This is a genomic window from Neiella marina (assembly GCF_002165625.1).
Classification (GTDB): domain Bacteria; phylum Pseudomonadota; class Gammaproteobacteria; order Enterobacterales; family Neiellaceae; genus Neiella; species Neiella marina.
The window spans coordinates 59,640-84,777 of the sequence record NZ_NGNS01000021.1 but is presented as its reverse complement, the minus strand read 5'-3'; the positions used below and the strand labels follow the sequence as shown (position 1 = coordinate 84,777).

At 49.6% G+C, this 25,138-nt stretch carries 26 protein-coding genes and 3 tRNA genes; 11 read left to right on the top strand and 18 right to left on the bottom strand.

The window, feature by feature from the left end; genetic code table 11:
- Window positions 1-147: 147 nt before the first annotated feature.
- The 4 genes from frdD to frdA are packed head-to-tail and all read right to left on the bottom strand — an operon-like array spanning window position 148 to window position 3,435.
- Window positions 148-510, bottom strand: coding sequence for a fumarate reductase subunit FrdD (frdD, locus tag CBE68_RS14840; protein WP_087506883.1), 363 nt, complete (start codon window positions 508-510; stop codon window positions 148-150).
- On the bottom strand, window positions 507-908 hold the full coding sequence (locus CBE68_RS14835) for a fumarate reductase subunit C (protein ID WP_087506882.1): 402 nt from the start codon (window positions 906-908) through the stop codon (window positions 507-509). The genes frdD and CBE68_RS14835 overlap by 4 nt, the downstream gene beginning before the upstream one ends.
- Entirely contained in the window at window positions 905-1,651 is a 747-nt protein-coding gene (locus CBE68_RS14830) for a succinate dehydrogenase/fumarate reductase iron-sulfur subunit (protein ID WP_087506881.1), read from the bottom strand. Before CBE68_RS14830 ends, CBE68_RS14835 begins: the two co-directional genes overlap by 4 nt.
- Complete coding sequence (gene frdA / locus CBE68_RS14825; protein WP_087506880.1) at window positions 1,648-3,435, bottom strand: fumarate reductase (quinol) flavoprotein subunit; 1,788 nt, start codon at window positions 3,433-3,435, stop codon at window positions 1,648-1,650. The genes CBE68_RS14830 and frdA overlap by 4 nt, the downstream gene beginning before the upstream one ends.
- A 345-nt stretch (window positions 3,436-3,780) precedes the next feature.
- Between frdA and CBE68_RS14820 the strand changes: the two genes are divergently transcribed.
- The 4 genes from CBE68_RS14820 to CBE68_RS14805 all read left to right on the top strand — a co-directional run bounded on the left by CBE68_RS14820 (window position 3,781) and on the right by CBE68_RS14805 (window position 7,150).
- Window positions 3,781-4,083 carry a hypothetical protein gene (locus CBE68_RS14820; RefSeq protein ID WP_087506879.1) on the top strand — a complete coding sequence of 101 codons (303 nt, stop codon included), beginning with the start codon at window positions 3,781-3,783 and terminating at the stop codon, window positions 4,081-4,083.
- An 80-nt stretch (window positions 4,084-4,163) separates the two neighbouring features.
- Entirely contained in the window at window positions 4,164-5,492 is a 1,329-nt protein-coding gene (locus CBE68_RS14815; protein ID WP_087506878.1) for a hypothetical protein, read from the top strand.
- Window positions 5,476-6,393, top strand: a complete 918-nt coding sequence (locus CBE68_RS14810; RefSeq protein WP_087506877.1) for a metal ABC transporter solute-binding protein, Zn/Mn family — start codon at window positions 5,476-5,478, stop codon at window positions 6,391-6,393. The genes CBE68_RS14815 and CBE68_RS14810 overlap by 17 nt, the downstream gene beginning before the upstream one ends.
- A complete protein-coding gene (locus CBE68_RS14805; RefSeq protein ID WP_087506876.1) occupies window positions 6,386-7,150 on the top strand; it encodes a metal ABC transporter permease in 765 nt (254 codons plus the stop codon). Before CBE68_RS14810 ends, CBE68_RS14805 begins: the two co-directional genes overlap by 8 nt.
- A gap of 39 nt (window positions 7,151-7,189) precedes the next feature.
- On the opposite strand, the gene CBE68_RS19025 is transcribed toward CBE68_RS14805, so the two are convergent.
- The 4 genes from CBE68_RS19025 to CBE68_RS14790 form a co-directional block, all read right to left on the bottom strand.
- The gene (locus CBE68_RS19025) at window positions 7,190-7,315 is read right to left on the bottom strand and encodes a hypothetical protein (protein WP_268234489.1); all 126 of its coding nucleotides are present in this window, start codon (window positions 7,313-7,315) and stop codon (window positions 7,190-7,192) included.
- A gap of 75 nt (window positions 7,316-7,390) precedes the next feature.
- The gene (locus CBE68_RS14800; RefSeq protein ID WP_087506875.1) at window positions 7,391-7,813 is read right to left on the bottom strand and encodes a hypothetical protein; all 423 of its coding nucleotides are present in this window, start codon (window positions 7,811-7,813) and stop codon (window positions 7,391-7,393) included.
- Window positions 7,810-8,550 (bottom strand): glycerophosphodiester phosphodiesterase, encoded by a 741-nt coding sequence (locus CBE68_RS14795; RefSeq protein WP_087506874.1) that lies wholly within the window; start codon window positions 8,548-8,550, stop codon window positions 7,810-7,812. Before CBE68_RS14795 ends, CBE68_RS14800 begins: the two co-directional genes overlap by 4 nt.
- Before the next feature lie 22 nt (window positions 8,551-8,572).
- Complete coding sequence (locus CBE68_RS14790) at window positions 8,573-9,967, bottom strand: SLC13 family permease (RefSeq protein WP_229744773.1); 1,395 nt, start codon at window positions 9,965-9,967, stop codon at window positions 8,573-8,575.
- Between the two features lie 362 nt (window positions 9,968-10,329).
- Here CBE68_RS14790 and CBE68_RS14785 point away from each other — a divergent pair, with 362 nt between their 5' ends.
- Window positions 10,330-13,071, top strand: a complete 2,742-nt coding sequence (locus CBE68_RS14785; RefSeq protein ID WP_158100626.1) for a tetratricopeptide repeat protein — start codon at window positions 10,330-10,332, stop codon at window positions 13,069-13,071.
- A 173-nt stretch (window positions 13,072-13,244) separates the two neighbouring features.
- Window positions 13,245-14,093, top strand: a complete 849-nt coding sequence (locus tag CBE68_RS14780; protein ID WP_087506871.1) for a GEVED domain-containing protein — start codon at window positions 13,245-13,247, stop codon at window positions 14,091-14,093.
- Window positions 14,094-14,182: 89 nt separating this feature from the next.
- Here CBE68_RS14780 and CBE68_RS14775 read toward each other — a convergent pair whose 3' ends face one another.
- The 3 genes from CBE68_RS14775 to rsgA are packed head-to-tail and all read right to left on the bottom strand — an operon-like array spanning window position 14,183 to window position 17,050.
- Window positions 14,183-15,070: a DMT family transporter gene (locus CBE68_RS14775; RefSeq protein ID WP_087506870.1), complete on the bottom strand. Its 888-nt coding sequence runs from the start codon at window positions 15,068-15,070 to the stop codon at window positions 14,183-14,185.
- Entirely contained in the window at window positions 15,071-15,937 is an 867-nt protein-coding gene (gene asd / locus CBE68_RS14770; RefSeq protein ID WP_087506869.1) for an archaetidylserine decarboxylase, read from the bottom strand.
- A 60-nt stretch (window positions 15,938-15,997) separates the two neighbouring features.
- Window positions 15,998-17,050: a small ribosomal subunit biogenesis GTPase RsgA gene (rsgA, locus tag CBE68_RS14765; protein ID WP_087506868.1), complete on the bottom strand. Its 1,053-nt coding sequence runs from the start codon at window positions 17,048-17,050 to the stop codon at window positions 15,998-16,000.
- A 90-nt stretch (window positions 17,051-17,140) separates the two neighbouring features.
- On the opposite strand from rsgA, the gene orn reads away from it, so the two are divergent.
- The 4 genes from orn to CBE68_RS14745 all read left to right on the top strand — a co-directional run bounded on the left by orn (window position 17,141) and on the right by CBE68_RS14745 (window position 18,059).
- On the top strand, window positions 17,141-17,680 hold the full coding sequence (orn, locus tag CBE68_RS14760) for an oligoribonuclease (RefSeq protein WP_087506867.1): 540 nt from the start codon (window positions 17,141-17,143) through the stop codon (window positions 17,678-17,680).
- 101 nt (window positions 17,681-17,781) lie between these two features.
- A tRNA-Gly gene (locus tag CBE68_RS14755) sits at window positions 17,782-17,857 on the top strand.
- Between the two features lie 28 nt (window positions 17,858-17,885).
- Window positions 17,886-17,961, top strand: a tRNA-Gly gene (locus CBE68_RS14750).
- 22 nt (window positions 17,962-17,983) lie between these two features.
- Window positions 17,984-18,059: transfer RNA gene (locus CBE68_RS14745), tRNA-Gly, on the top strand.
- A 15-nt stretch (window positions 18,060-18,074) separates the two neighbouring features.
- On the opposite strand, the gene CBE68_RS14740 is transcribed toward CBE68_RS14745, so the two are convergent.
- Together CBE68_RS14740 and pfkA are read right to left on the bottom strand one after the other, a co-directional pair.
- Window positions 18,075-18,644: a hypothetical protein gene (locus tag CBE68_RS14740; protein ID WP_087506866.1), complete on the bottom strand. Its 570-nt coding sequence runs from the start codon at window positions 18,642-18,644 to the stop codon at window positions 18,075-18,077.
- Window positions 18,645-18,741: 97 nt separating this feature from the next.
- Entirely contained in the window at window positions 18,742-19,704 is a 963-nt protein-coding gene (pfkA, locus tag CBE68_RS14735; RefSeq protein WP_087506865.1) for a 6-phosphofructokinase, read from the bottom strand.
- A gap of 410 nt (window positions 19,705-20,114) precedes the next feature.
- Between pfkA and maoP the strand changes: the two genes are divergently transcribed.
- Complete coding sequence (maoP, locus tag CBE68_RS14730; protein WP_087506864.1) at window positions 20,115-20,465, top strand: DUF413 domain-containing protein; 351 nt, start codon at window positions 20,115-20,117, stop codon at window positions 20,463-20,465.
- A gap of 79 nt (window positions 20,466-20,544) precedes the next feature.
- Here the strand turns inward: maoP and ppgK are convergent, their stop codons facing one another.
- The 5 genes from ppgK to CBE68_RS14705 form a co-directional block, all read right to left on the bottom strand.
- On the bottom strand, window positions 20,545-21,315 hold the full coding sequence (ppgK, locus tag CBE68_RS14725; protein WP_087506863.1) for a polyphosphate--glucose phosphotransferase: 771 nt from the start codon (window positions 21,313-21,315) through the stop codon (window positions 20,545-20,547).
- A 9-nt stretch (window positions 21,316-21,324) separates the two neighbouring features.
- Entirely contained in the window at window positions 21,325-21,798 is a 474-nt protein-coding gene (locus CBE68_RS14720) for an NfeD family protein (RefSeq protein ID WP_087506862.1), read from the bottom strand.
- Between the two features lie 2 nt (window positions 21,799-21,800).
- Window positions 21,801-22,715 carry an SPFH domain-containing protein gene (locus tag CBE68_RS14715; protein WP_087506861.1) on the bottom strand — a complete coding sequence of 305 codons (915 nt, stop codon included), beginning with the start codon at window positions 22,713-22,715 and terminating at the stop codon, window positions 21,801-21,803.
- Window positions 22,716-22,918: 203 nt separating this feature from the next.
- Complete coding sequence (gene galK, locus CBE68_RS14710) at window positions 22,919-24,082, bottom strand: galactokinase (protein WP_087506860.1); 1,164 nt, start codon at window positions 24,080-24,082, stop codon at window positions 22,919-22,921.
- Entirely contained in the window at window positions 24,082-25,137 is a 1,056-nt protein-coding gene (locus tag CBE68_RS14705) for a UDP-glucose--hexose-1-phosphate uridylyltransferase (protein WP_087506859.1), read from the bottom strand. The genes galK and CBE68_RS14705 overlap by 1 nt, the downstream gene beginning before the upstream one ends.
- Window position 25,138: the final 1 nt, after the last annotated feature.

Here is a 25,138-nt window from a genome sequence, read left to right as displayed (position 1 = left end):
ATGATACTCCCCAAAAAGTAGTGTGGAGATCAGATCGAAGTTAACGGAAAAAGTTCAAAAAAATCCCCGCCAATTGCTTAGCGGGGATTTGTGTATAAGAGACAGCCAGATAGCGGTGGCTTTTTTGATCCTGATACGCAGCTCTTACTAGATAGCAATCAGGTAAGCGGCAGCTGCGATTGATACCACAAAGGCCATGCCATACCAGAACAATTTGAAGAAGCCGCGGGCGGTATCAATCTTCAAGTCATGCATGGCATGGAATATCCGATGGCAGGCGTGCCACATTGGAAAGGCGATCACCGCAAGCAGAATGAGCTTGCCAAACCAGTTATTGGCAAAGGCATTGACGCTGGCATAATCGAGCTGCAAAACGCCAAGCGGTACCAGAATACCAGTGATAAGAATTAGCGCAGGTGTTGCAAACGCAGCAACCACGCCGCCAGCACCAAACAAACCCCAAAAAATAGGCTCATCGGCACGATGGTATGTTTTGCCTGACTTACTCATGCGGCACCTCCCCAAGCGACAAATCCAATAATGACCACGGTAGCAATCACAAACGCGACGTAGTGGCCGACAACCACGGGTTTATCGCTGATTTTTTGATCGCCTTTTTGCAGGTGCATGGCTTTCGGTGCCAATGAAAACCAAGTGATGGCGTGATATAAACAGGCCACTAATGCCACCAAATGGAAGCCAATGTAGATTGGATTTTCCATGTGTCCAAGCCAGCTATTCCAAGCCGCTTCGCCTTTCACTAGTGCGGCCAAGCCCCACAACATAATCAGTGAATAGAGGCCAACGAAAACACTGGTTCCTTCACGAAGCATATACAGCGTATGGAACCTGTTAGCCATGAACCAATTGGCTGGCATCGGTTTTACATAAGGTTTGCGCTTACTCATGATGACCTCCGTGGACGAAGTTTGGACATCACAAAGTCTGTGCTGCTCTCGACTTTGCCTTGCTGGATCGCGGATGCCGGATCGACACCTTTTGGACACACTTCGGAGCAGTAGCCAACGAAGGTACAGCCCCATACGCCTTCCTCTGCATTGACGATATCGATCCGCTCTTCACGGCCTTGGTCGCGCGAGTCTTGGTTGTAGCGATGTAACAGTGTTAATGCAGCGGGGCCCATAAACTCATTGTTCAAGCCATATTGAGGGCAAGCGGCGTAGCACAAACCGCAGTTAATACAGAGGCTGTACTGGCGGTATCGAGTCAGCTGCGCTGGTGTTTGTAGGTGCTCGCCATCTTCAACCGATACGGCATCTTGGCGAATAATGTATGGCTTGATTTCTTCCAGCTTTTCAACAAAGTCACCAATGTCGGCAACTAAGTCTCGTTCGATCGGGAAGTTGGCCAGCGACTCGACCGTGATGCCAGTGTTCAGATAGTCACGAAGGAAGGTTTTACAGCCAAGTTTGGGCACACCGTTAACCATGTAACCACATGAGCCACAAATTGCCATGCGGCATGACCAACGATAGCTTAAGGTGCCATCAAGGTTATCTTTTATGTAATGCAGGGCATCGATGATCGACATATCGTCGGCATACGGTACTTCAAACTCCTGCATGAAGGGGGCGTCGTCTTGCTCCGGGCGATAACGCTGGACCGAGACGCGCATCATTGCGCTACTCATTTCGCACCTCCTTCTTTCTCTTGCGCTTCGGCGGCGGCACCATAGACGCGCTCTTTGGGTTGTGATTTGGTGATCACCACATCTTGATATTGAATATCTGGGATGCCGCCTTCACGATAGAACGCCAATGTGTGCTTTAGGTAGTTTTCATCATCACGCTTTTCATAGCCATCTAAGCGTTGATGAGAGCCACGTGATTCTTTACGGTTAATGGCTGAGTGAGCCATTACCGTTGCGATGTCGAGCATATAGCCGAACTCGATCGCATTGAGCCATTCGGTATTAAAGACCGTTGATGCGTCGTCTAATTTAAGGTTACCCAAGCGCTCGCGCAGATCTTTAAGCTCTTCGATAGCGGTTTGCATTAACCCTTCTTCACGATAAATGCCAACGCCGCGCTCCATCGTTTCGATCAACTGTTGACGTAAGTCGCCCAGTCTTTCGGTGCCGTTGGATTGACTCCGAATCGCTTCTGCTACAGCAATCGATGCTTCCGCCTGCGCGATGGCATCCGCTTCACTAATGTGGTCGACTTCGAGTGCTCGAGCGCCGGCGTTTTCACCGGCCACTCGACCCAGCACAGCTAACTCTGCCAGCGAGTTTGAACCCAATCGGTTGGCACCGTGCAAGCCCGAGCTAGCACACTCTCCAATGGCGAATAAACCTTTGACTGTGGTTTCACAGTTTGGATCGACGTAAATGCCACCCATGGTGTAGTGCACAGTGGGTCGCACAGGGATAGGTTCATGGACCGGGTCGACACCAACATAGGCTTTGGCTAACTCACGAATAAATGGCAGCCGCTCGTTGATTTTCTCTTCACCCAAGTGACGTAGGTCTAGGTGGCTGACCATGCCCCACTTGGAATCAATCATGTTGCCTTTTTTCTCTTCATGCCAGAAGGCCTGAGAGACACGGTCCCGGGGACCCAGCTCCATGTATTTGTTTTTCGGTTCGCCGAGTGGCGTTTCTGGCCCCATGCCATAGTCTTGCAGGTAGCGATAGCCATCTTTATTGACCATGATGCCACCTTCTCCGCGACAACCTTCGGTCATTAAAATACCGGTGCCGGGAAGGGCGGTTGGGTGATATTGAACAAATTCCATATCCCGCAATGCCACGCCATGACGGTAAGCCAGCGCCATGCCATCGCCGGTGACAATGCCACCGTTGGTGTTATAGCGATAGACGCGACCTGCACCACCGGTGGCTAAAATGACTGACTTGGCGCGAATAAGGTGATAGGTGCCTTCGGCTAGGTTAATCATCACCAAACCTTTGACTTGACCATCCTCAACGATCAAGTCATGGCAGAAAAATTCGTCATAACGGATGATGTTGTCGTACTTGGTCGAGGTCTGGAATAGCGTGTGGAGCATGTGGAAGCCAGTTTTATCGGCAGCAAACCATGTCCGCTCAATTTTCATACCACCAAACGCACGGACGTTGATATGTCCGCTTTCTTTGCGGCTCCAAGGGCAGCCCCAGTGCTCCAGTTGCAGCATTTCTTTTTTCGAATTTTCAACGAAATACTCAACCACATTTTGGTCGCATAACCAGTCGCCGCCAGCGACTGTGTCATTGAAATGATTATCAAGGGTATCGTGATCCTGCACGACCGCTGCCGAACCCCCTTCTGCAGCAACCGTGTGGCTGCGCATGGGGTAGACTTTGGAAACCAGGGCAATACTCGAATCTGGATATTTTTCGGCAGCAGCAATGGCGGCGCGCAAGCCACCACCACCGGCACCGACAATCGCGATATCGGTTGTGATTATGTCCACTTAAGTTCTCCCAAGAACTGGCTCAATTTAATTGTTGTAGGGTTGTCCTGATGGTACTGATACGCACCTGAATATAGGTTGATCTTGATCTTTTTTTCCAGCAGTTGTGATGGGGCGCTACCAGAGTTGTTAACTATAGGTGGTTGTTGCATTTTTACTGCAATTGTTAGCTCGCAAATAGGCGCGTCAGATTGTCCCCAAATGGCACCAGCACAGTGTAGCCAATGCCGCTACTTGTGGCTTAGTGATTTGCTCTTTGGTTAACAAAATGTCTTATTTTTGTCATTGATTAAGTTCAAGGTTGGCTTTAGCATGACTCAGTTCACATAACAGACTGATTATTCAATGTTGCTACGGATTACACCAAACTACCGGGCTGGCCTGTTGGTCTTGCTGGTGGTTGCTGTGCTTGGTTTGCAGGTTGCCGCAAGCTGGCATAGTGCTGAGCACCTCCATGAGGAGGATGAGCAGCATGTGGTGTGTACTCTGTGTTTGGCGCAGTATTCAGTCGCTGTTTCTACCACTTCTTCTGCGTTAATTGCCATTTGCTGTTTGATCAGCCTGGCAAAGCGTGTTCGCATTGTTCGTTCCAAACCGCTGGCGCCAACCTTTAACACCTGTTGTCGCGGCCCCCCAGCTATTTTCTAGCACTTATTTTTAATCAAAAAACCTAACTAAAAATATGCTCACAACGACGGGATGAGTCGTTGTGCTTTGGGAGAACCACAATGCATAAATCCACTACTGTTCTGGCAACAGCGATTGCTGCTGCGCTTGCCGTATCTGCTGCTCCTGCTACCGCTGAAGAAGAAGCTAAGTCAGGATTGAATAACATCAACCTTAGCGCAATTTTAAATGGTGGCTTCACATCTCGTGATGAAGATTTCACTGGTATCTCAGGTTTGCCAATTGATGGTGACCACGCGTCAGGCCCGCAAGATGGTTTTTGGCTTGATCATTCCGAGCTCGCCGTATCTGGTGCCGCGGATGACATGATCTACGGCAAGATGACCGTGGTACTTGAAGACCACGATGGTGAGACTGAAGTTGAGTTGGAAGAGGCCTTTATTCAAACCATGGGCTTACCACATGGCTTGGCGATTCGCGCTGGTCGTTTTATGTCCAATGTTGGCTACCTAAATGCCAAACATACCCACACTGATTACTATGCCGACCGCCCGATAGCTTACCGTGGCTTGCTTGGTCGTCATTATTATGACGATGGTGTTCGCTTGAATTGGGTCGCGCCGACTGATTTGTATCTGGAGTTTGGTGTTGAAGCTTTTAAGGGCGGTCAATTCCCGGCAGCATCGGGAGATACTGTCGGTAGCCATGTGGTGTACTCGAAGATTGGTGATGACATAAGCGAAAGCTTAAGCTGGCAAGGTGGCCTAGCTTGGATGAAGACCGATGTCGATCCGGACCACTGCTCGAGCCATGATCATAGCCATGGCGATGAGCATGACCATGATGACCACGAAGAGCATGATGAGCACGACGAGCATCATGACGACCACGATGATCATGATGATCACGACGACCATGAGGAACATGAAGCAGGTCCTGCTTTCTGTGAATTCGACGGTGACAAAGACTTTTATGTCGCTGACTTTGTATTGAAGTGGGCGCCGGGCGGCAACTACAAGTATCAGTCGGTGACATGGCAGACCGAGTGGATCAAGGTTGACGAAGATGGCTCTGTGTTCCACGAAGACCATGACGAGCACGAGGAAGAAGAGCACGACGAAGAACACGGCGAGTGGGAAGCGTTTGAAGCGGACAACACCGGCTGGTATACCTCGTTGGTTTATCAGTGGTCGCCACATTGGGCAGCGGGCGTTCGTTACAGTGAAATTGACGTCGATGACGCCTATGCTGAAGAGGGCTTCGATAGTCCAAAAGCCTATGACTTCATGTTGCAGTACAACTTCTCTCACTTCTCGTTATTGCGATTCCAATACACTCGTGATGAGAGCCAAGCCGATGGCGTAGAAGACAATGTCTTCACTCTGCAATACACAACTTCGATAGGAGACCACGGTGCGCACATGTTCTAAAGTGTGGGCTGTTGCGTTGACGGTGCTGCTCAGTGCAGCAGCACCTGCTCAGGCACTGAATATTTTTGCTTGTGAGCCGGAATGGGCGTCATTAGCCAAAGAGTTGGCGCCTGATGCCAATATATACAGCGCTACTACGGCCTATCAGGATCCGCACTATGTACAGGCTCGACCGAGTTTAATTGCCAAACTTCGTCGTGCTGATTTGTTTGTTTGCTCAGGTTCCGAGCTCGAAATTGGTTGGTTACCTGCACTGCAAATGCGGGCTAACAATAATAAGGTTCGAGACGGTCGGCCGGGCGCTTTTTATGCGGCAGAACAAGTCGAGCGGTTAGACGTGCTCGATAAGGTTGACCGCAGCATGGGGGATGTTCACGCAAGTGGTAATCCTCATGTCCACTGGTCCCCCGTAAATATAGGGCTAATTGCTGACGCGCTAGCCAAGCGCTTGGTCGTGATTGATCCTGCCAATTCGGAGCAATACCAGCAGCGCTTTGCTTCATTTTCACAACGATGGCAGGCCCACAGCGACAAATGGGCGACTCAGGTATCCACCTTAAAGGGCATGCCCGTGGTTGCATACCACACCAGCTATCGATATTTGTTCGATTGGTTGGGCATTGAGCAAGTGGGTGATTTAGAGCCCAAGCCTGGCTTGCCGCCAACCAGTGGCCATTTGGCATCTCTGGTTAGCCTCCATAAACAGCAGCCTTACCAGTTGATCATTTACGCGTCATATCAAGATGGCAAAGCCGCAGACTGGTTGTCTTCCAAAACGGGTACTGAGGTAATGCAGTTACCTTACAGTACCGATCCAGAGAAGGAGGAGCTGATTGATTTGTTTGCTCTTTATCAAACGGTTATCAATCAGCTTGTGGCTTCGGTAGCTAACAATGGTTGAGTTATTGCCGATACTGATACCGGCCCTCGTGGCCGGTTTATTGGTGGTATCGACCCACGTACCGCTGGGTTATCAGGTGTTGCGTCGCGGCATTATCTTTATTGATTTGGCCATTGCGCAGGTCGCCGCGTTAGGCATTGTGGTTGCGCATCAGCTGCATTTGATGCATTCATTTCATGGTGTTGAGTATTTGCTGTCCGTGGTGTTTGCCATGTTTGCAGGATTGCTTCTCGCGCTATTGGAAAAGCATTTACAAAAAGAGCTCGAAGCGATTATCGGTTGCTTTTATGTGCTTGCCGCTACTGCGGGATTGTTGGTGCTGGCTCATGATCCCCATGGCGGTGAACTACTAAAACAAACCTTGTCAGGCTCAATTCTGTGGGCGACTTGGGACATGCTCGCGTGGCATGGCATTGTGGTTGTTGCGGTGCTGGCGCTGCTGTGGTGGAAACGCTCGCTGTTAAACGGTATTTGGTTTTATCCAATATTTGCTATTGCGATTACCAGTGAGGTTGATTTAGTTGGCGTCTATCTGGTGTTTGCCAGCTTGATCATGGTGCCTTTGGCAACCAATCGCTTGCCGTCAGGTGCCAAGCGATTAGTGATCGCCTATGGTTTGTCGATACTGGCCTACGCCGCAGGATTGCTTATTTCGGCGTGGTGGGATCTGCCGAGCGGTGCCACGTTAGTCTGGTGCTTAGCGATTGTCGCGTTGGCGTTTGCTCTGCTGGCCAAGCGCAAAGTCACCGCAGTCTAGCTTTGGTAATTCTGAAAAGCCCCGTGAACTTTTTGAAAGTTAGCCATCGGCGAGTATCGGTGCGTCAGCCAGCATGGATGCGGGCTGCCGAGCGCCCCATGGATGGGCTTGCAGCGTCAGCGATAGTTGCTGATGGCTGGCTTTGCTATCGATATAGGCGAGCATGGCGAATTAGCTGGTTCTAACTCAGAATCGTCGTTTTGGCAACTCTCCTGAAAAGTCCCGTGAACTGTTTGAAAGCTACTCCAGCGCCTTTACCTGTTTAGTGACCGCATTGCGGGTGGCGGTAATCTGTTGGCTGATGGCATCGTTGCTGGCGCGATCCGTTGCTAGAGTCGACCAGTGTTGTTGCCACTGTGCAAACAGCCGCTCCGTGTGCTGGGGCACGGGAGATGGCATTAATACGCTGAAGTCTCGGATCAACAGCACATGATTCCAGCCTTGGAGGTTGTAATCCGTTGGTGGTTGCTCACCGAAGTGAGTTTGATGGACCAGCTGCTGCAGAGCTCCTAGCTCCCTGAGCATTTCAAAGGCAGCAAATCTTATGGTACGGTTATGTTCTGTGACATCGCTGCGATATTGGCTAGCCGCCAGTGCCGTGACCGCAATAAACACGCTCACCACACCTACCCATTGCTGCTTGAAGTCGTCGAGTAAACTCATGTCGATACCCCGCTGCCATGGGTCGCTTTTTCTCCTGAGGGCTCTTTCGGCTTTAATGCGGCGATAGCTCGACTTGGGTAGTTGCTGAAAATGCCATCCACTCCCTGGGCTTGCAAAGCGATGACATCGTCGACTTCGTCGACGGTGTACACCCTTACTTGCAATCCACGACGATGCGCATCTTTGATTAAATCATCGTCGAGATTGGCAACATCCATATGCACTGCGGAACAGCCAATTCGCTGAGCAAACTCAGCCAGATCGAGCGGCACACTAGCCGTTAGACCGGCATAATTGTATTGCGGCCAGTTGTATCGAAGCTCAGACAGAAGACGGTGGTGAAAGCTAGAGACAATCAGTTGCTCGGGGGCAAAGCCAAGTTGCTCGACAGCAAAGTCGAGGGCGTTGAGTGTCGGGCCTGCCACTTCTTTGTGTTTAAGCTCAACATTTAATTGGCATCGCCCTCGAATACAGTCGAGAACTTCCAGTAAGGTTGGAATTTGTTGATCGCCATGGGTTTTGAGCTGTCGCAACTGCTCGAAGCTGGCATCGCGCAAACGGCCAATGCCATTAGTGGTGCGATGAAGCCAACGGTCATGGAAGACCATGACCTGATCATCGGCAAGTTGAACATCAATTTCGATGCCGTCGGCGTCAAACTGAATGGCACGTTCAATGGCGATTAAGGTGTTTTCGGGGTTATCGCCACTGGCGCCACGATGGGCAAAAACCTGCATGCTGAACTCATCAGCTGTCGACTTATACAGACAGTAAACATGCGCAAAGAATAACCGTCAAACCGATTAATGAGACCGCGATGCCAATCTTCGCCATATCTTTGTTGTTTATTTTGCCACTGGAATAGGCCAATGCATTGGGTGGCGTGCTGACCGGTAGCACCATGCCCATTGATGCTGACAACGCCACAACCAGCAATAGTGATGTCGTCCCAGTGAGCTGACCTGCATCCATGAGTGTTGTCGCCACAGCAACCGCCACTGGCATCAACAAGTTGGCGGTAGCGGTATTCGACATTAAGTTGGCCATCAGGTAACACAAGATAGCTAGACCAACAAAGACACTGGCCAAAGGCAGGATAGTGAAGTCAACGGCGTGGGCTATTTCTTCTGCGAGGCCTGTTTTAGACAACGCGATTCCAATGGCGATACCACCTGCGACCAGCCAAATCACATCCCAATTGAACAGCTTTAAATCTTCCTTACTAATGATGCCGGTGGCAGTAAACACCGCCAGCGGTAAGATCGCCACCACGTAACTGTTCATGCCGTGCAGCTTGGTCGATAGCCACAGTAATATGGTGGCGGCAAAGGTGACATAAACGATGATGGCGCGAGGTGATGTTCTAAATTTGCGCTTAATATTGATATTGAGCTCAGCCATTTTCGGCGGAAAGAAGCGCGTCAACAAAAACCATCCCACAGCTAGCATGACAATGACGAATGGCACGCCAAAAGCCATCCAAGAACCAAAGCTCACGGCATTCGCGCCTTCGAGGTATTGCAAAGCAATTGCATTCGGAGGAGTACCGATAGGAGTGCCGATACCGCCGAGGTTGGCAGCCACCGGAATCGACAGCACTAGCCCTTTAGCGCCGGGATCGCCTTCTGGCACAGCGGCTAATACTGGCGCTAGGATAGCTAACATCATGACTGTGGTGGCGGTATTACTCATAAACATTGAGAACACCGCAGTGATCATCATCAGGCCAAGCATGACGTGTTGCGGCTTGTTACCAAACGGCTTCAGTAGCACTCGGGCTAAGTTGATGTCGAGTTCGTACTTCGAAGCCGCGACGGCCAGGGCAAAGCCCCCCAAAAACAAGATAATGATGGGAGAACTCAGAGCGTTCAAAATGCTGGTGTATGGCAGCAGCAGATCGGCACTGCGATAATCGGCAACAAGCCAACCGAGGCCTGCGCTCGATAGCATCATCAACTCTAGGGTAATAATCACGACAGATGTGGCGAAAACGGGGATCGGCTCAAGAATCCATAGCCCGGCGGCGAGAACAAAGATCGCCAATAGGCGTTGCTGAATTGGGTTTAAATCAGCTAACGGTAGCCAGTCGGCAGGCAGCACTAAAACCACCAAGAATAAGGCTAAGCAAATAGCCAGCTTACGCCACTCGATCATAGAACACTCCATCGTTTGGTGAGTCGTCGATGAAAAAAGCTAGAGCCAGTTTAGGAGCACTCTGATAGCTTCACCTGCGCAGGATCATCTTTTGGTTTGACCTATAAAAAAATATAGTCAGATTGTGATCTATCAAAGTGAAACGGCAAATTTTGCTTGTTTCGCCTTTGGTTTTGGCTCAGCAGCAAATAATCCACAATTGAGCACAATGAAATCTTGCTGTTTGGCCCTAAGATTCGTAACTTGGAACCATTGTTGTAAATGGATTGTTGAAGTTACCACTCAGGTAATTCGGTCATTGTATGTATATCCAAACTCGATTTTTTGTCGCTCTCTTAATAAGTGCCTTAAGTACTTCGGCATTGGCTCAATTAAGCAACTATGAAAAAGGGTTGCAATCCTACCAAGCGAACAAGGTTGAAGAAGCCTACATTCATCTCAAAAATGCGCTTCAGGACAACCCCGATTATCTTCCCGCTCAAATCTTACTGGCGAAAATCCTCATTGATAGACGCCAGTATGCGATGGCGGAGAACGAACTGGACCGGGCGGCTCGTAAAGGTGCTGATGGTGATATCGTTGTTGAATTATTGGGCAAGGCGTTGCTAGCACAAGCAAAATACGATGAGGCACTGACTTACGCCAATCGCATGGTGTTGAGCGACGCAGGCCAAATCAAGTATCAATTGGTGCAAGCGAAAGCTCATCGAGCGTTAGAAAGCCTCGAACAAGCGGAATCGATTTACCGCTCGATTCTTCGCCAACAACCTCTTGAGCTCGATGCCAACTTGGGCCTGATATCGGTTTTACTGTCACAAGAGCGATTGCCGGAAGCGGAGCAGCTGTTAAATAAAATTAAGAATTTTGCCAGCACAGAAAGCCAATATTGGTTGCTGAGCGGCCGGGCGCATTACTTAAAAGATGAGTTACAGCTTACCTTAGCTGCATATCAGAAAGCCGTTGAGTTAGCTCCGCAAAGCGTACCCGCGCTAAAGGCGTTGGCCATTACTTACTACGTAGATATGGCTGATTATGACAAAGCCCAGCAGTCGGTGGAGCAGATACTGGCGATTGCTCCGAATGATCCCCATGCGCAATTGATTAAAAGCAACTTGTTGGCCGATCTGAATCAAGACAGTGTTGCTGACCAAGTGTTGCTGCAGCTACATAGCCAGCTATCGAAAGTTGACACTCAGTACTTGTTGAAAAGCAGTGAGCTGATGTTGATTGATAGCGTGACGAGCTACAAGCTGCAAAAGTGGGAAGAGGCCAGCCGCAAATTCGAAACCTACTTAGGCAAAGAGCGAGATGTGAATGCCGCGGTGATGCTGGCTGATACCTACATTCGACTTGACGCCCATCCATCGGCTTTAGCGTTGCTCGATGGTTATAAAAAGGAGTTGCTCAACAATTTAGATCAAGCTCTTATTTTGGCTTCGCTATATGTTGACTACGGCAAGCTTTACGACAGCCGTCATTACCTACCGCAAATAGAACAGCGTTACCCTGACGCACCTGCGCTGCTGATTTTGATGGCCAAAAGCCAGACCAAGCGGGGACAGTATCAACCAGCCTTAGACACTCTGTTACGTTCAAAGGATCGAACATCGCCAGCATTTCAATATGCATTAGCCACCGCTTACGGCAACGTTGGTGAATCTCAACAAGCATTATCCATTGTCAATCAATTGCTAACGACTGAGCCCGACAATCAAGACCACCTGTTGTTTAAAGCACGCTTGCTTGTTCGTTTGCAGCGTGCCGATGAAGCCGAAAAAATTGTCGCTAAGCTGTATCAGCAATCGCCAGAAGATCGCAACGTGGTCTATGCCTATGGCAGTCTGTTGCGAGCCAAAGGCGATGCGCAACAGGCTCTAACCGTCGTTAAACCCGCTACCTTGGTTCACTCGAAAGATAATCAACTTTGGTACTTGTTAGCGAAAATTGAAACCGATCTTGGTGATGTTGACGAGGCGGTTAGTATTCTCAAAGAGAAGGTTAAAGGCGAGCGGCTGCAAGTGACGGTTGAGTTGGCAAAGCTGTACTACCAAGAGGGTCGTTTTGGCGACGCGATGGGGATGGTCGATAGCGCCCTTTATCAAGATCCAAACAACGAGGATGCAGCGGTTCTCAAAGCGCAGATGTTGATTGAACAACGGGACCGTGTTGGTGCTGAACGGGTTCTCGGTAAGCTAAGTCGTTTGTGGGCTGATGATGCCCTGCGATTAGTCGAATTGAGCCGCATGCAACGAGCAAATGAATCACTGGCTAAAGCTGAAGCAACCTTGCAACAAGCAATGGTGCTTCAGCCAGATTCAAACATTGCTTACATCGAGCTCATTGAGCTGTCACTGCAACAACAAAAAGTGCCGCAAGCCAAATCACTGTTGGCAACATTCAGCGAGATGGAAGGCGTTGCAGACATCTATGTTGAAGTACTGCGTGGTGACGTCGCGCTTGCTGAAAAAGATGTTAGTGAGGCGCTAAAGCACTACCAAGCCGCCTTTGCACTTGACCCTCAGAATGTAAAATCCTTTACTCGAATGACGCAACTTAGCGCTGATACGGAGCATCGTGGTAAGTACATTGAGCTGGTTGAAGCAGAGCTTGCTAAGCAGCCGAATAATGACTTTATGCGTCACACACTGGCAGATTTCTATTTGCAAAACGGGTTATTGGATCGCTCCCAATACCATCTGCAAGTGCTCTTGACTCAGCCTGTACCCGACTTTAGAAAAGCGCTTGCGCTCAATAACTTAGCATATATTCATATTCAAATCGGGAACTATCCTCTCGCCATATCGACATCAGCACAAGCATTACAATTGCTACCTCAGAATGCGCAGTTTCTCGATACCCACGGCTGGGCGTTGACCTTGAACGAGCAATATTCAGAAGGCTTAGGCTATCTGCGCGAAGCGCATGTTAGAGAGTCTTCCGTGACCGAGATTCGTTTCCACCTTGCCTACGCATTAGCAAAAACTGGACGACGGGCAGAGGCAAAAGAATTGCTGCAACGCATTGCTGATTTTCCTAACGGGATTGCAGAGCAGAACTTTGCCAATGAGTTATTTTCTGAAATTTTTGTTAAAGTCGAAAAATAATTGTCAGTAAAATTTACAAGTAGGTTAGAATGTATACTCGAATTTTATCCTCGTGTTTGTAAGCTGCTGTAATTAATGGTTAATTTATTTTGGCCTGATTTGTGCTTTGGTCTCAGGGATATAAACGAATAACTATACGTAGTTGTTGTACTTTTTAGGGTTTGGACGTTGTTATGAAGTCTCTTGCGGTAAAAATCACACTACTGACAGGCTTAGCGCTACTGAGCGGCATGTCCTATGCAGGCTCGGTCGTTAGCTGTTCGAGCAAAGCAGCAAACACACTTGACTATGGTAATGCTGGCGCAGGCTACGCGCAGGCTTGTCATGACAATCCTACTTGGCAGCGACTCGGCAGCAGCTGGGACAGCGAAGCAGTCAACAGTGGTGATGATGCGACCGACTCTGACGGCGTAATGTGGCGCGTTCAGCAAGCCGATGGCAGCTGGTCTGATTATTCAAACACCGCTGAGCTGCAACAAGGCGATACCGTTGAGTTTCAATTTAGCTTCACTCGCAGTACAACCGGTAATGCTCACGACTACGACCAATTAAAAGCTTGGATCGACTGGGACCAAGATGCAGCTTGGCAGTTGGATGGTGAATTGCTGACTGAAGTGACCTGGGATAAGAACAGGGACTCAGAGGGTAATATCGACGGCGGCGGCACTGAGAACAGGTCGTTGGGTTGGATTGACCCGAGTAATCAAGCTCTCGGTTACGTTAGAAACAGTGACGATACTCATGGCTTTTTCTATCAGACCATCACCATTCCGATGGACGCTATGATTGGCGACACTTGGATGCGCGTGCGCGTGGCATGCTCCGAATCAATTCACCGTGATGGCAGTGGCGTGATGAAGCCAGAAGGCTACTTGTATCAAGGCGAGGTGGAAGACTACCTGCTGACGATTGCGAAAAAGACCACGATCACCAAGGTGTCTGAACCATCGGCAATTGCCTTAATGATGGCTGGCTTCCTCCTGATGGTGGCTAGGGCGCGCAGAAACTCTCGTCCATGCTGATGCGATAACAATATCGAAAAGCCCCTCTTTGAGGGGCTTTTTTTATGCTCGATAGTCGACGCTGAGCAGAGGATGATGCCGAGACGGGATTAACTTTGAGCTTTTTTGTGGCCGTATAGTGTCTCGTAAGCGGCAGCAGACAATACCAAGGCGCCGCCCAGTACAGTGCGCCAGGTTGGGACATCCGCCAGTATCAGTACCGCCAGTGACGTGCTATACACCGGCTGCATGCAGGAAATTAAGCCCACTGTTTTGGCTTTTAGATATCTCAAGCTGGTGGTGTAGAGCGAGTGAGATAGTGCGGTAAACACCACGCCGAGTAGCAACAAGAATGCCCAGTCTTTGGCACTGGCTTGTTGCCAGTCATCGGAGATGAAAGCGATCAATGCAAGGCCGCCGATCAGGGTTTGATAGAACATTGCTTGAGTGCCACTGTAGTGCGAGAACTGATACTTATACAGCAGGTTTCTGGCAGTGAATAACAAGGCTGAGATCACCCCTGTAATAATGCCTGCGATTACTTCGGAATTTTGTTCTGTGCCGTTATTGCCGGCGATGAGCCAAAGCCCCGCTAATCCGACCAACCCCATCAATGCATCGGTGCCATGGGGCAGCTGACGATGCAACAGCGGCTCTATCAATACGGTCATTAGCGGGTAGGTATAGAAAGCAATAACGCCAATCGCTACCCCTGCGTATTGCATACCTGCGAAGTAAGTTGCCCAGTGAGTAGCCATGAGTATGCCCAAGGCGACGGCGATGGCGTAGTCACGCCAACTATCTAAACGAATGCGTTCATGCCTGAACTGAAACAGTACGACAAAGGTTGCTACGGCGATAAAACAGCGGATGATGGTGATATCAAGTGCTGTCAGAGCGATGAGTTGTGAGAATAGTGCGGTGCCACCAAATAGCAGGATGGCACCATGAAGAGAGAGAAGGCCTTTTCGTTGCTCGGCAGCGGACTGGCTTGCCATCTATTGGGCTCGATTGAAGGTAGCCATTGGTTCGCCCATTCGGGTAACCGCTTCGGCTTCCATCGAGTCGGTGAAACTAACCGCATCTTGGCCAAACAACATAATGACAGTGGAGCCCAATTTAAAGCGCCCCATTTCATCGCCTTTGCTCAGCCTAACCGACGTTGGCCCTTCGGCTGGGTACTGCCAACTGAAGACTTGCTTGCCCGCTGGTGGCGTAATAGTGCCGGCCCAGACCGTTTCCATGCTGGCAACAATAGTTGCGCCAACAAGAATTTGCGCCATTGGCCCTACCGGGGTGTCAAAGATGCATACCACGCGCTCATTACGAGCAAATAGTCCCGGCACATTTTGCGCTGTAAGTGGATTGACCGAGAATAGTTTGCCTGGCACATAAATCATTCGCCGTAATACACCATCGACTGGCATGTGTACGCGGTGATAATCAGTTGGCGACAAGTAAATGGTGGCAAACGAGCCTTGATTAAACTGCTCGGCTAATTGGCCGTCGCCACCGAGCAAAGCGGTAGCGCTATAGTCATGACCTTTGGCTTGGAAAATCTGACCGTTGTTGATTGGGCCACATTGGCTTACTGCGCCGTCGGCCGGATGAACTAAAGTGTTTTCCGCGTCATCAATCGGTCGTGCACCAGGCTTTAGGGCGCGGGTGAAAAAATCATTAAAGCTATCATAGCTACCTGGATCGGGGTTTGCCGCTTCATCCATATTGACTTGGTAGCGCTTGATAAACCATTGAATGGTCCGTGTCGTGATTGTACCGGCCTGTGCAGCTGCTAAGCGGCCGAGTAAGCGACTCAGACCGTGTTGTGGGAAGCAATATTGCAAAGCAACCTTGAGAGAATCCATAGACACGTGTTTACCTCTGTTAATTGAACCGCTGTAGTGTACACATTCGAATGCATTAGGTCAGCGCACAAAGGTACGATTGCTGCGGTTTTCTTCCATGCTGTTAATGATCTTGTGGTAGTTGTCGAACCTGAACTGGGGAATATCTCCGGCCTCCAACGCTGCCCGCACGGCACAACCCGGATCGTTTTGGTGTTTGCAATCACGGAATTTGCATTGGCTGATTAATGGCAAAAACTCAATATAGCCGTTGATAACTTGCTCTGGTGTTAGATGCCATAAGCCAAATTCCCGCACTCCCGGTGAGTCGATGAGTCGCCCGCCGCCGGGGAAGGTGAGCATTCGCGACGCTGTGGTTGTGTGCTGACCAAGGCCCGAATTCTCGGAGATATCACCAACGTCCACAGCAGCATCGGGAATCAATTGGTTAATCAAAGATGACTTGCCGACACCTGATTGACCAACAAAAATGCTTACTTGATTGTTGAGCTTAGGAAGCAGCTGGTCGGTGCCAAGTTGTTGTTTACAGCTAATAGTAAGCGTTGGGTATCCTAGCTTCTGGTAATAAGCTAAGCGCTCATCGATATGTTGCCGTTGTCGTTCATCAGCGAGCTCAATTTTATTGACGACCAAGGTTGGCGTGATGCCCATATCTTCGGCGGCGATGATGTAGCGATCGATGATTTGATCAGAGAAATCGGGTAACACGCTACTGACCACAAATACTTGGTCGATGTTACTGGCGACAATTTTTACTCCGTCATAGTAATCGGGCCGAGTTAACTGGCTATGACGCTCTTGAACGGCTTCAACAACACCACGACGTTTGTCGCTCTCTTGTTTGGCTTCGCGCCAAAGCACCTGATCGCCACACACCAGAGACGACACGGTGCGCCGAATATCACAACGGACCACTAGGCCGTCACTATCCTCAATGTCGGCATGCTGGCCAAAGCGACTAATGACCAAGCCATGCTGCTCAGCGCCAAGCATGTCATCATCAATTGACGAACCTGCCTCAGGCTCTTGTTCCACGCCACGCTCTAGTTTGCGTTGTCGATTCTGTTGAATGCGGCGGATCTGCCCTTTACTGAGTTTTTTACGTTTGGCCAATTCTTGTTCCAGTTGGGGTTGATGGTGTCCGTTGCTATGATAATACCAATCCGCCGAGATATGTACGATTAGACTAAAAGGAGTGCATTTGTGGCCAAAGACAAACACCTGATCTGGATCGATCTGGAAATGACAGGGCTAGAGCCGATGACCGACGTCATCATTGAAATCGCCACTATCGTCACTGACGACGAGCTCAATGTCATCGCTGAAGGACCGGTTATTGCGATTCATCAAAGTGATACCGTATTGGCTGGTATGGATGAATGGTGTACGCGGACCCATACTGAGTCTGGATTGGTAGCGCGAATCAAAGAGAGTGAGTATTCGGTGCAACAAGCCGAAGCTGAAACTTTGGCATTTCTCAGTGACTATGTCGAAAAAGGCGCATCTCCTATGTGTGGCAATAGCATTGGCCAGGATCGCCGTTTTATCTATAAATACATGCCAGATCTGGCCGAATTCTTCCATTACCGCAATATCGACGTCAGTACGTTAAAAGAACTTGCAAGGCGTTGGCGACCCGATTTAGCGCCGTTTGCCAAACAGAACACTCATTTGGCGATGGACGATATTCGCGAATCGATTGCTGAGCTGATGTACTACCGTGAACATTTTTTGCGCAGCTAAACTGCCCAGAATCAGTGTTTCGAGGCTAATTTAAGAAATTTTCCGATCTGGGCTTGCATCGTCGGCGGATTTGCGTAAAATTCGCATCCGCTTGACGGAACGCGGCACTAGCTCAGTTGGTAGAGCGCGACCTTGCCAAGGTCGAGGTCATCGGTTCGAACCCGATGTGCCGCTCCAATTCCTCAAGCGCGATCAATACAGTGATGCGGCACTAGCTCAGTTGGTAGAGCGCGACCTTGCCAAGGTCGAGGTCATCGGTTCGAACCCGATGTGCCGCTCCAATTTCTCACTGTATTTCAATAAGCGGCACTAGCTCAGTTGGTAGAGCGCGACCTTGCCAAGGTCGAGGTCATCGGTTCGAACCCGATGTGCCGCTCCAATTTTTCCTCATTGATTATCTAATTCGCGTTCGTTCATCAAGCTTGTAAGCTTGGCGAATACAGGCATCGATGCCGCCTCGAATAATTTTCGCCGTTTGGGTCATGGGAATGGTGATAGAAGTGTTCAAAGCGTTATTAATTGATCGAATGGTTAGCCGTTGACCGGAACTCATTTCCGATAACAAGGTGCTTGCTCGGTTCATTGCGGTAAGCTGCAGCAGCAGGTAGTTGCCATCGGCCCGCCGCTGGGAATGGCTGATAAAGGTTGCGGTGCGAGCGGGGTTGAGGTCGATAACAAAGCGAAATTTGTATTCTTGTCCGCCCATACTCTGATTGAATTGGTCGCTCGGGCCGAACTCCAATTGCAGTGCTGCATTGGTGCATGCTGGAGGATAGCGCTCCAGAACCAACGCGCCACGCTTAACAATGCCCGGAGAAAAGTCGAAGCGCGACATCACCTTGAGTCGCTCATTATCTTCAATGTTGCGCCATTGGCCATCGATTTCCATATCGCTGGCTTGAGCACATGTCGCTGTTAACAGACAGCAAGCAAGAGCTAACCAATGGCGGGACAACAAGCTCATCTCTGCGGCTCTTTCCTTCAATACATGCAGGCGATTGTAGCGCAAACAAAAAAGCTCCCAAATAGGGAGCTTTTTAAAACATGAGAGCGATTGCGCTTTAGAACAGTTTTGCAGCGGTCAAGTAGAGCTCTTCATCAAACACACGACGTTTGTTTTCAATTGCATCGATAATGTCGTGGTGGACCAACTCGCCAGAGACGATACCGACACAACGACCACCATGGCCTTTGATCAGCAAGTCTACTGCGTAGACGCCCATGCGGCTCGCTAGAACGCGGTCAAAGGCTGTTGGAGCGCCACCACGTTGAACGTGTCCAAGGACTGTGGCGCGCGTTTCTCGGCCAGTTCGTGCTTCGATTTTCTTCGACAAGTGGTCAACGTCGGTAATGTGTTCAGTAACAACAATAATCGAGTGTTTTTTGCCGTTCTCGATACCTTTGACCACATCTTCAACCAGCTGTGATTCATCGTATGGTTTTTCCGGCACGATGGCATATTCGGCACCACCAGCAATGGCCGCAGCCATGGTCAGATCGCCACAGTAGCGGCCCATAACTTCAATGACTGAAATACGGTTGTGTGAGCTTGAGGTGTCGCGCAGACGGTCGATCGCTGAAATGACACAGTTCAGAGCAGTCAGGTAACCAATGGTATAGTCGGTGCCGGGTACATCGTTGTCGATGGTGCCCGGTAGGCCGATACATGGGTAACCCATTTCGGTGAGACATTTGGCACCCATATAAGAGCCGTCACCACCAATCACAACCAGCGCTTCGATCCCATGTTTATTAAGGTTTTCGATGGCTTTTTGGCGTACCGCTTCATCCTTAAATTGTGGGAAGCGGGCTGAGCCCAAGAAAGTACCGCCACGGTTGATCACGTCAGATACTGAACGACGGTCCATTTTCTCGATGCGATCTTCGTACAAGCCCAAGTAACCATCGTAGACGCCATAGACTTCTAAACCTTCTGACAATGCTGCGCGAACGACACCGCGAATTGCGGCATTCATGCCAGGCGCGTCACCGCCACTGGTTAGTACACCAATCTTTTTAATCATGGGTTTCCTCTGTCCTGTATTTCAAAAACTTGTCTGCCTGATACTTGCCAACCGAGAAGTTAAACGGTTACGCCGCCAGCTTCAGACCACCAAACATTGTGTGATTCACGATGGTATGCCGCGTTTGGCTCTAGCAGTATAGGACGTTCTTTTCGTATTTTTGGTGGCGTTATTGTAATAATTTCTTGAGATAGATCACCCTAATCCGCTTGATCTGGTTCAACTAACATACGAATTTCGGTCGTAAAGTCAGCTAGCACAGGGCTTTCAGGCGGGAAAAAAAGTTCGCTCAAGACGTGAATTCGGGCAACTTTTTCGCTTATTCATAAAATTTTCTTTTGACAAATAACGTATGCAACATTATTTCTGATTTTGATCCGTCAACGGTGTTTTTTGGAGATTCAGTTACTATGTCTCAAGAGATGCGGACGACGCTGAAAAAGCGTTTTCAAGATTTTCGAAACTATCCTTATGGTTTTTCTCGTTCTGGCGATTTTTCATTGAAAGAAAGCCAGGTTTTGGAGCAACATGGCAAATTAGCAGCCGCTTTGGCTGATGACCTAATCACGCCAGAAACCGACGAAGAGCAGCGCTTACAGGCGGTGATTCGAGGCGAGCTGAGTGCCGAGTCGATACTTGAAAAAGTGTGGATGAAGTACCAGAAGCGAATTAACCGGCCTCACGTCAGTGCGCTATCGGCCAAGGCCGCGCGTGCCGATGATGATGATGACGACGATGTCGTTATTGATGATGACGATTAATCACTAAACAAAAGCAACAACAGCCAATACCGAGTGGCTGTTGTCGTGATGCTTAGAGAAAGCCGCTTGGTTGGCAGAGCTAGCCAGGTAACAACGTCATATCTAATGATTGATGACTTTGTGATGCCAGAATGGCTGCGCCAATGATACCGGCCTGATTGAGTGATTCGGCAGGTGTTACTGTCGCGGCTACGTCAATTGCATCAGCAAACTTGTCAAACTTCTTGCTCGCGCCGCCGCCCAGAATAAAGGCGTCAGGCCAGAACAGTTGTTCCAGTGTCACCAAGTACTTATTAAAGCGTTTACCCCAGTATTTCCAATCTAGTTCGTCACGCTTGCGCGCAGCGTCCGATGCGCGATGCTCCCACTCTCGGCCTTTGCTATCAAACAGGTGACCTAATTCGGTGTTCGCCACCAATTCGCCGTTGTTGAATAACGCCGTACCCAAGCCCGTACCGATAGTGACCATAAACACCAGGCCATCGAGTTCTTTGCCTGCACCAAATTGCATTTCGGCTAAACCGGCAACGTCGGCGTCATTGCCGACATAACAAGGCAGGTGGGTCGCGTCGCAGAAGATCTTTTGCACATTGGCGCCAAGCCAGCTGTCATCGACATTCGCTGCGGTGCGCGCAATACCGTGCTGAATTGCTGCCGGAAAGCCACAACCGACCAAACCGTGCCAATGGAGCTGGTCGCAAATCTCTGCAACCGTTGCTGCGACCGCTTCAGGGGTGGCAGGTTGAGGTGTTGGAATACGCAAGCGCTCGCTGATCAGTTCGCCCGTTGTTACATCGACCACGGCGCCCTTAATGCCCGAGCCCCCGATATCAATACCTAAAACCTGCATGTCATTTTCCTATTGTTTTTGTTCGATTATTTTCACCAACAGCGTATTGCTCCGTTGGCCTGTCACTTCGACTTGAGTGCCAGCTTTGGCTGTCTCTCCTGCAGGGAGCTCTACCTGCCACTCGCTATCACCCAAATGAATTCGGCTACGGCCGTTTTCTGCATCCTGACTCAGAGACGCCACTTTGCCCTGATGGCGGCCAACCTGCTGATTTAAGTCAGGTTGGCTACTGCGGATGTTGGCTGGATTGTAAAAGCGTCGACCGACGACCAACATGAGCATGGTCAAAGCAGCGAAAGTTAGCAACTGAGCAGTCCAGCCCAAAGGCACCAACCAATGAATCAAAGCAACGATCAGTGCCGCGATACCGGGCCACAGTAGCCAGCTGGTTGGTAGCAAAACTTCCAACACCACCAAAATGATGCCGGCAATGGCCCAGTCAGTGGGATCCATTTGTTTTAACCATTCGACTAACATCATCATGACTATTTACCTGTCGACTTGAGCAGCTCTCTGACGCCTTCGACAGCACCCAATATGCCGGAGGCCTCAAGCGGCAGCATGACCACCTTCTGATTCTCCGCGGCGGCGATGTCTTTCAATGACTCGACGTACTTTTGCGCAATGAAATAGTTCAGTGACTGTGGATTACCTTTGGCAATGGCATCGGACACCATACGGGTTGCTTCGGCCTCGGCCTCGGCTTGACGCTCACGGGCCTCGGCATCGCGAAAGGCCGCTTCTTTGCGACCTTCGGCCTCGAGGATCTGGGCTTGTTTTTCACCTTCAGCACGCAGTACTTGGGCCTGACGTTCACCCTCTGCTTCTAGTACTGCGGCACGTTTGTCACGCTCGGCTTTCATTTGATTGGCCATCGCTTCAACCAAATCTGCGGGCGGTGCAATGTCTTTAATCTCGATACGGATGACCTTGACTCCCCAAGGTTCGGCAGCATTATCAATGACCGATAACAGTCGCGAGTTAATCTCGTCGCGCTCAGACAACATTTTGTCCAGCTCCATTGATCCCAACACGGTACGGATATTGGTCAGGGCTAGATTCCGTAAGGCGTGCTCCAAATGATTGACTTCGTACACCGATTTAGCGGCGTCAATAGGAACGAAAAACAGCAGGGCATCAATGCTAACCATCGCGTTATCTGAGCTGATGATCTCTTGAGATGGGATTTCTAGCACTTGCTCCATCATGTTGACTCGGTGACCAATACGGTCGACAAAAGGCACCACAAAATGCAATCCGGGCCGTAATGAGCGAGTAAATTTGCCAAATCGTTCAATGGTGTATTGATACCCCTGACGAACAGACACGACGCCAGAGTAAACCACGAACAAAACGAACACCGCGATAACCAGTGGTAACACAGGGAGTTGATCGAGCATATAACTTCTTCCTTGATTTGATTGGATATTTCCAATTTAGGGTAGCTTATCTCGACGACAATTTGGTGAATCTGTGTACCAAATTGGCAATTGAATCGCTGTCCTTTTGTAACAGCCTATAACGAAAAAAGCGAATGATCCGAAGGATCATTCGCCATCATTAGAGTTCCTGCTAAGACTGGCTCACAGGTTGAACGCAAGGTTTAGGCCATGCGGCCTGCACCAGTCATTGCCGAACAAATGTAAAAATCCTCTTTTAGACCGGTTTGCGCTTGGTACTTTTCTGCCACCGCAGCACGCACAGGCTCAACCAAATCATTAGGCACCAGCGCGACAATACAACCACCAAAACCACCGCCAGTCATTCTTACGCCACCACGAGTGCCGATGGTTTGCTTGACGATATCAACCAGTGCATCAATTTCTGAGGTGGTAATTTTGAAGTCGTCACGCATTGAAGCATGGGAGTCAGCCATTAGGGTTGATAGAGCTTGCAAATTGCCTTGCTCTAACGCTTCGACTGAATCAAGCACCCGCGCATTTTCAGTGACCACATGGCGGGCACACTTGAATACATCCACAGCTAGCTCCGATTCTTTGGCGACTAACTCGTCTAGGGTTAGCTGACGCAGGCTGGGCTTGCCAAAAAAGGCTGCTGCTTGTTCACATTGCTCGCGGCGTTTGTTGTATTCGCTGTCTACCAAGCCTCGTTTTTTATTTGAGTTGATGATGACAACATTAAGCTCGGCGGGCATTTTCACTGATTTGGTCTCAAGGCTTTCACAATCAATTAGTAATGCATGGCCAGCTTCGCCTTTAGCGGACACTAGCTGATCCATGATACCGCAAGCGCAGCCGACAAATTCGTTTTCTGCTTGTTGGCCATTCAGCGCAATTTCTTGCTGCGATAGCTCGAGTTGATACAACTCTTTGAACACTTGCCCTAGGACCACCTCTAGGGCTGCTGAAGAACTTAATCCAGCGCCTTGTGGCACATTGCCTGAAAACGCAATGTCGGCGCCAGCAAATTGATAACCGCGACCGAGCAAGCATTTAATGACTCCGCGAACATAGTTGACCCACATGTTGCCATCGAAAAATTCGATTTCACCAGTCAGCGAAAACTCGTGAACCTCGTTATCGTAGTCAACAGAAACGATACGAATGAGATTGTCATCGCGCTTAGCGGCAACCGCTACTGCCTGATAGTCAATGGCACAGGGTAAGACAAAGCCGTTGTTGTAGTCCGTGTGTTCACCAATCAGGTTGACTCGCCCTGGCGCTTGCACCGTAAGTGTCGGAGCAGTACCGAAAGCACTGTTGAATGAGTTGGTTACAGCATCGATAAGTTGTTGTTGACGCGCCATTAGCGATCCTCCAAATAATGTACATCACTCACGTCGCGGAGTTTCTGAGCGGCTTGCTCCGCTGTCAGATCGCGCTGTGATTCGGCCAGCATTTCGTAGCCCACCATGAATTTTTTCACCGTGGCACTGCGCAGCAGGGGGGGATAAAACAAAGCATGTAATTGCCAGTAATCTTGGTTTTGTTCATCAACGAACGGGGCGTAATGCCAACCCATTGAATAAGGGAAAGAGCACTGGAATAAGTTGTCGTAGCGGCTGGTCAACTTTTTCAGCGCAACCGACAGATCATCTTTTTGAGCATCGCTCAGATCACTCATCCGAGCCGCTTTGAATTTCGGCATCAGCAATGTCTCAAATGGCCAGGCGGCCCAATAAGGCACTACAGCAATCCAAAACTCAGTTTCGACCACAGTACGCTCTATGCGCTCACTTTCGCGCAATGCATAGTCGAGCAGCAAGTTACTGCCGTGCTTGGCAAAATGCGCTTTAAGATTAATGTCTTTGATAGCAATTTCGTTGGGTAAAAAACTGTTTGCCCAAATCTGACCGTGAGGGTGAGGTTGTGAGCAGCCCATTGCCGCTCCTTTGTTCTCAAATACTTGCACCCACGCATAGTCTTGACCTAGCTCTTCAATTTGCTCATTCCAGGTATCGATAATGGCACGGATTTTATCGCTGCCGAGCTCCGGCAGTGTTTTGCTATGGTCAGGAGAGAAGCAAATGACGCGGCTTAAGCCTCTAGCACCTTGACTGACAAACAATGGATCATCTGATTCTGGTGCATCCGGAGAGTCTGTCATTAGTGCAGCGAAATCGTTATTGAACACGTAGGTTTCGCTGTAGTCGGGGTTCTTGTCTCCCGAAATACGGGTATTGCCAGCACACAAGAAACAGTTCTCGTCGTAACTCGGCGAATCTGTCTCCGGCAGTACCTCGTTTTGTCCACTCCACGGCCGCTTGGCCCGATGTGGTGATACCAACACCCATTGCCCAGTTAATGGATTAAAGCGGCGATGTGGATGCTCGGTGGCATCAAATTGAATTTGTTGGGTCATG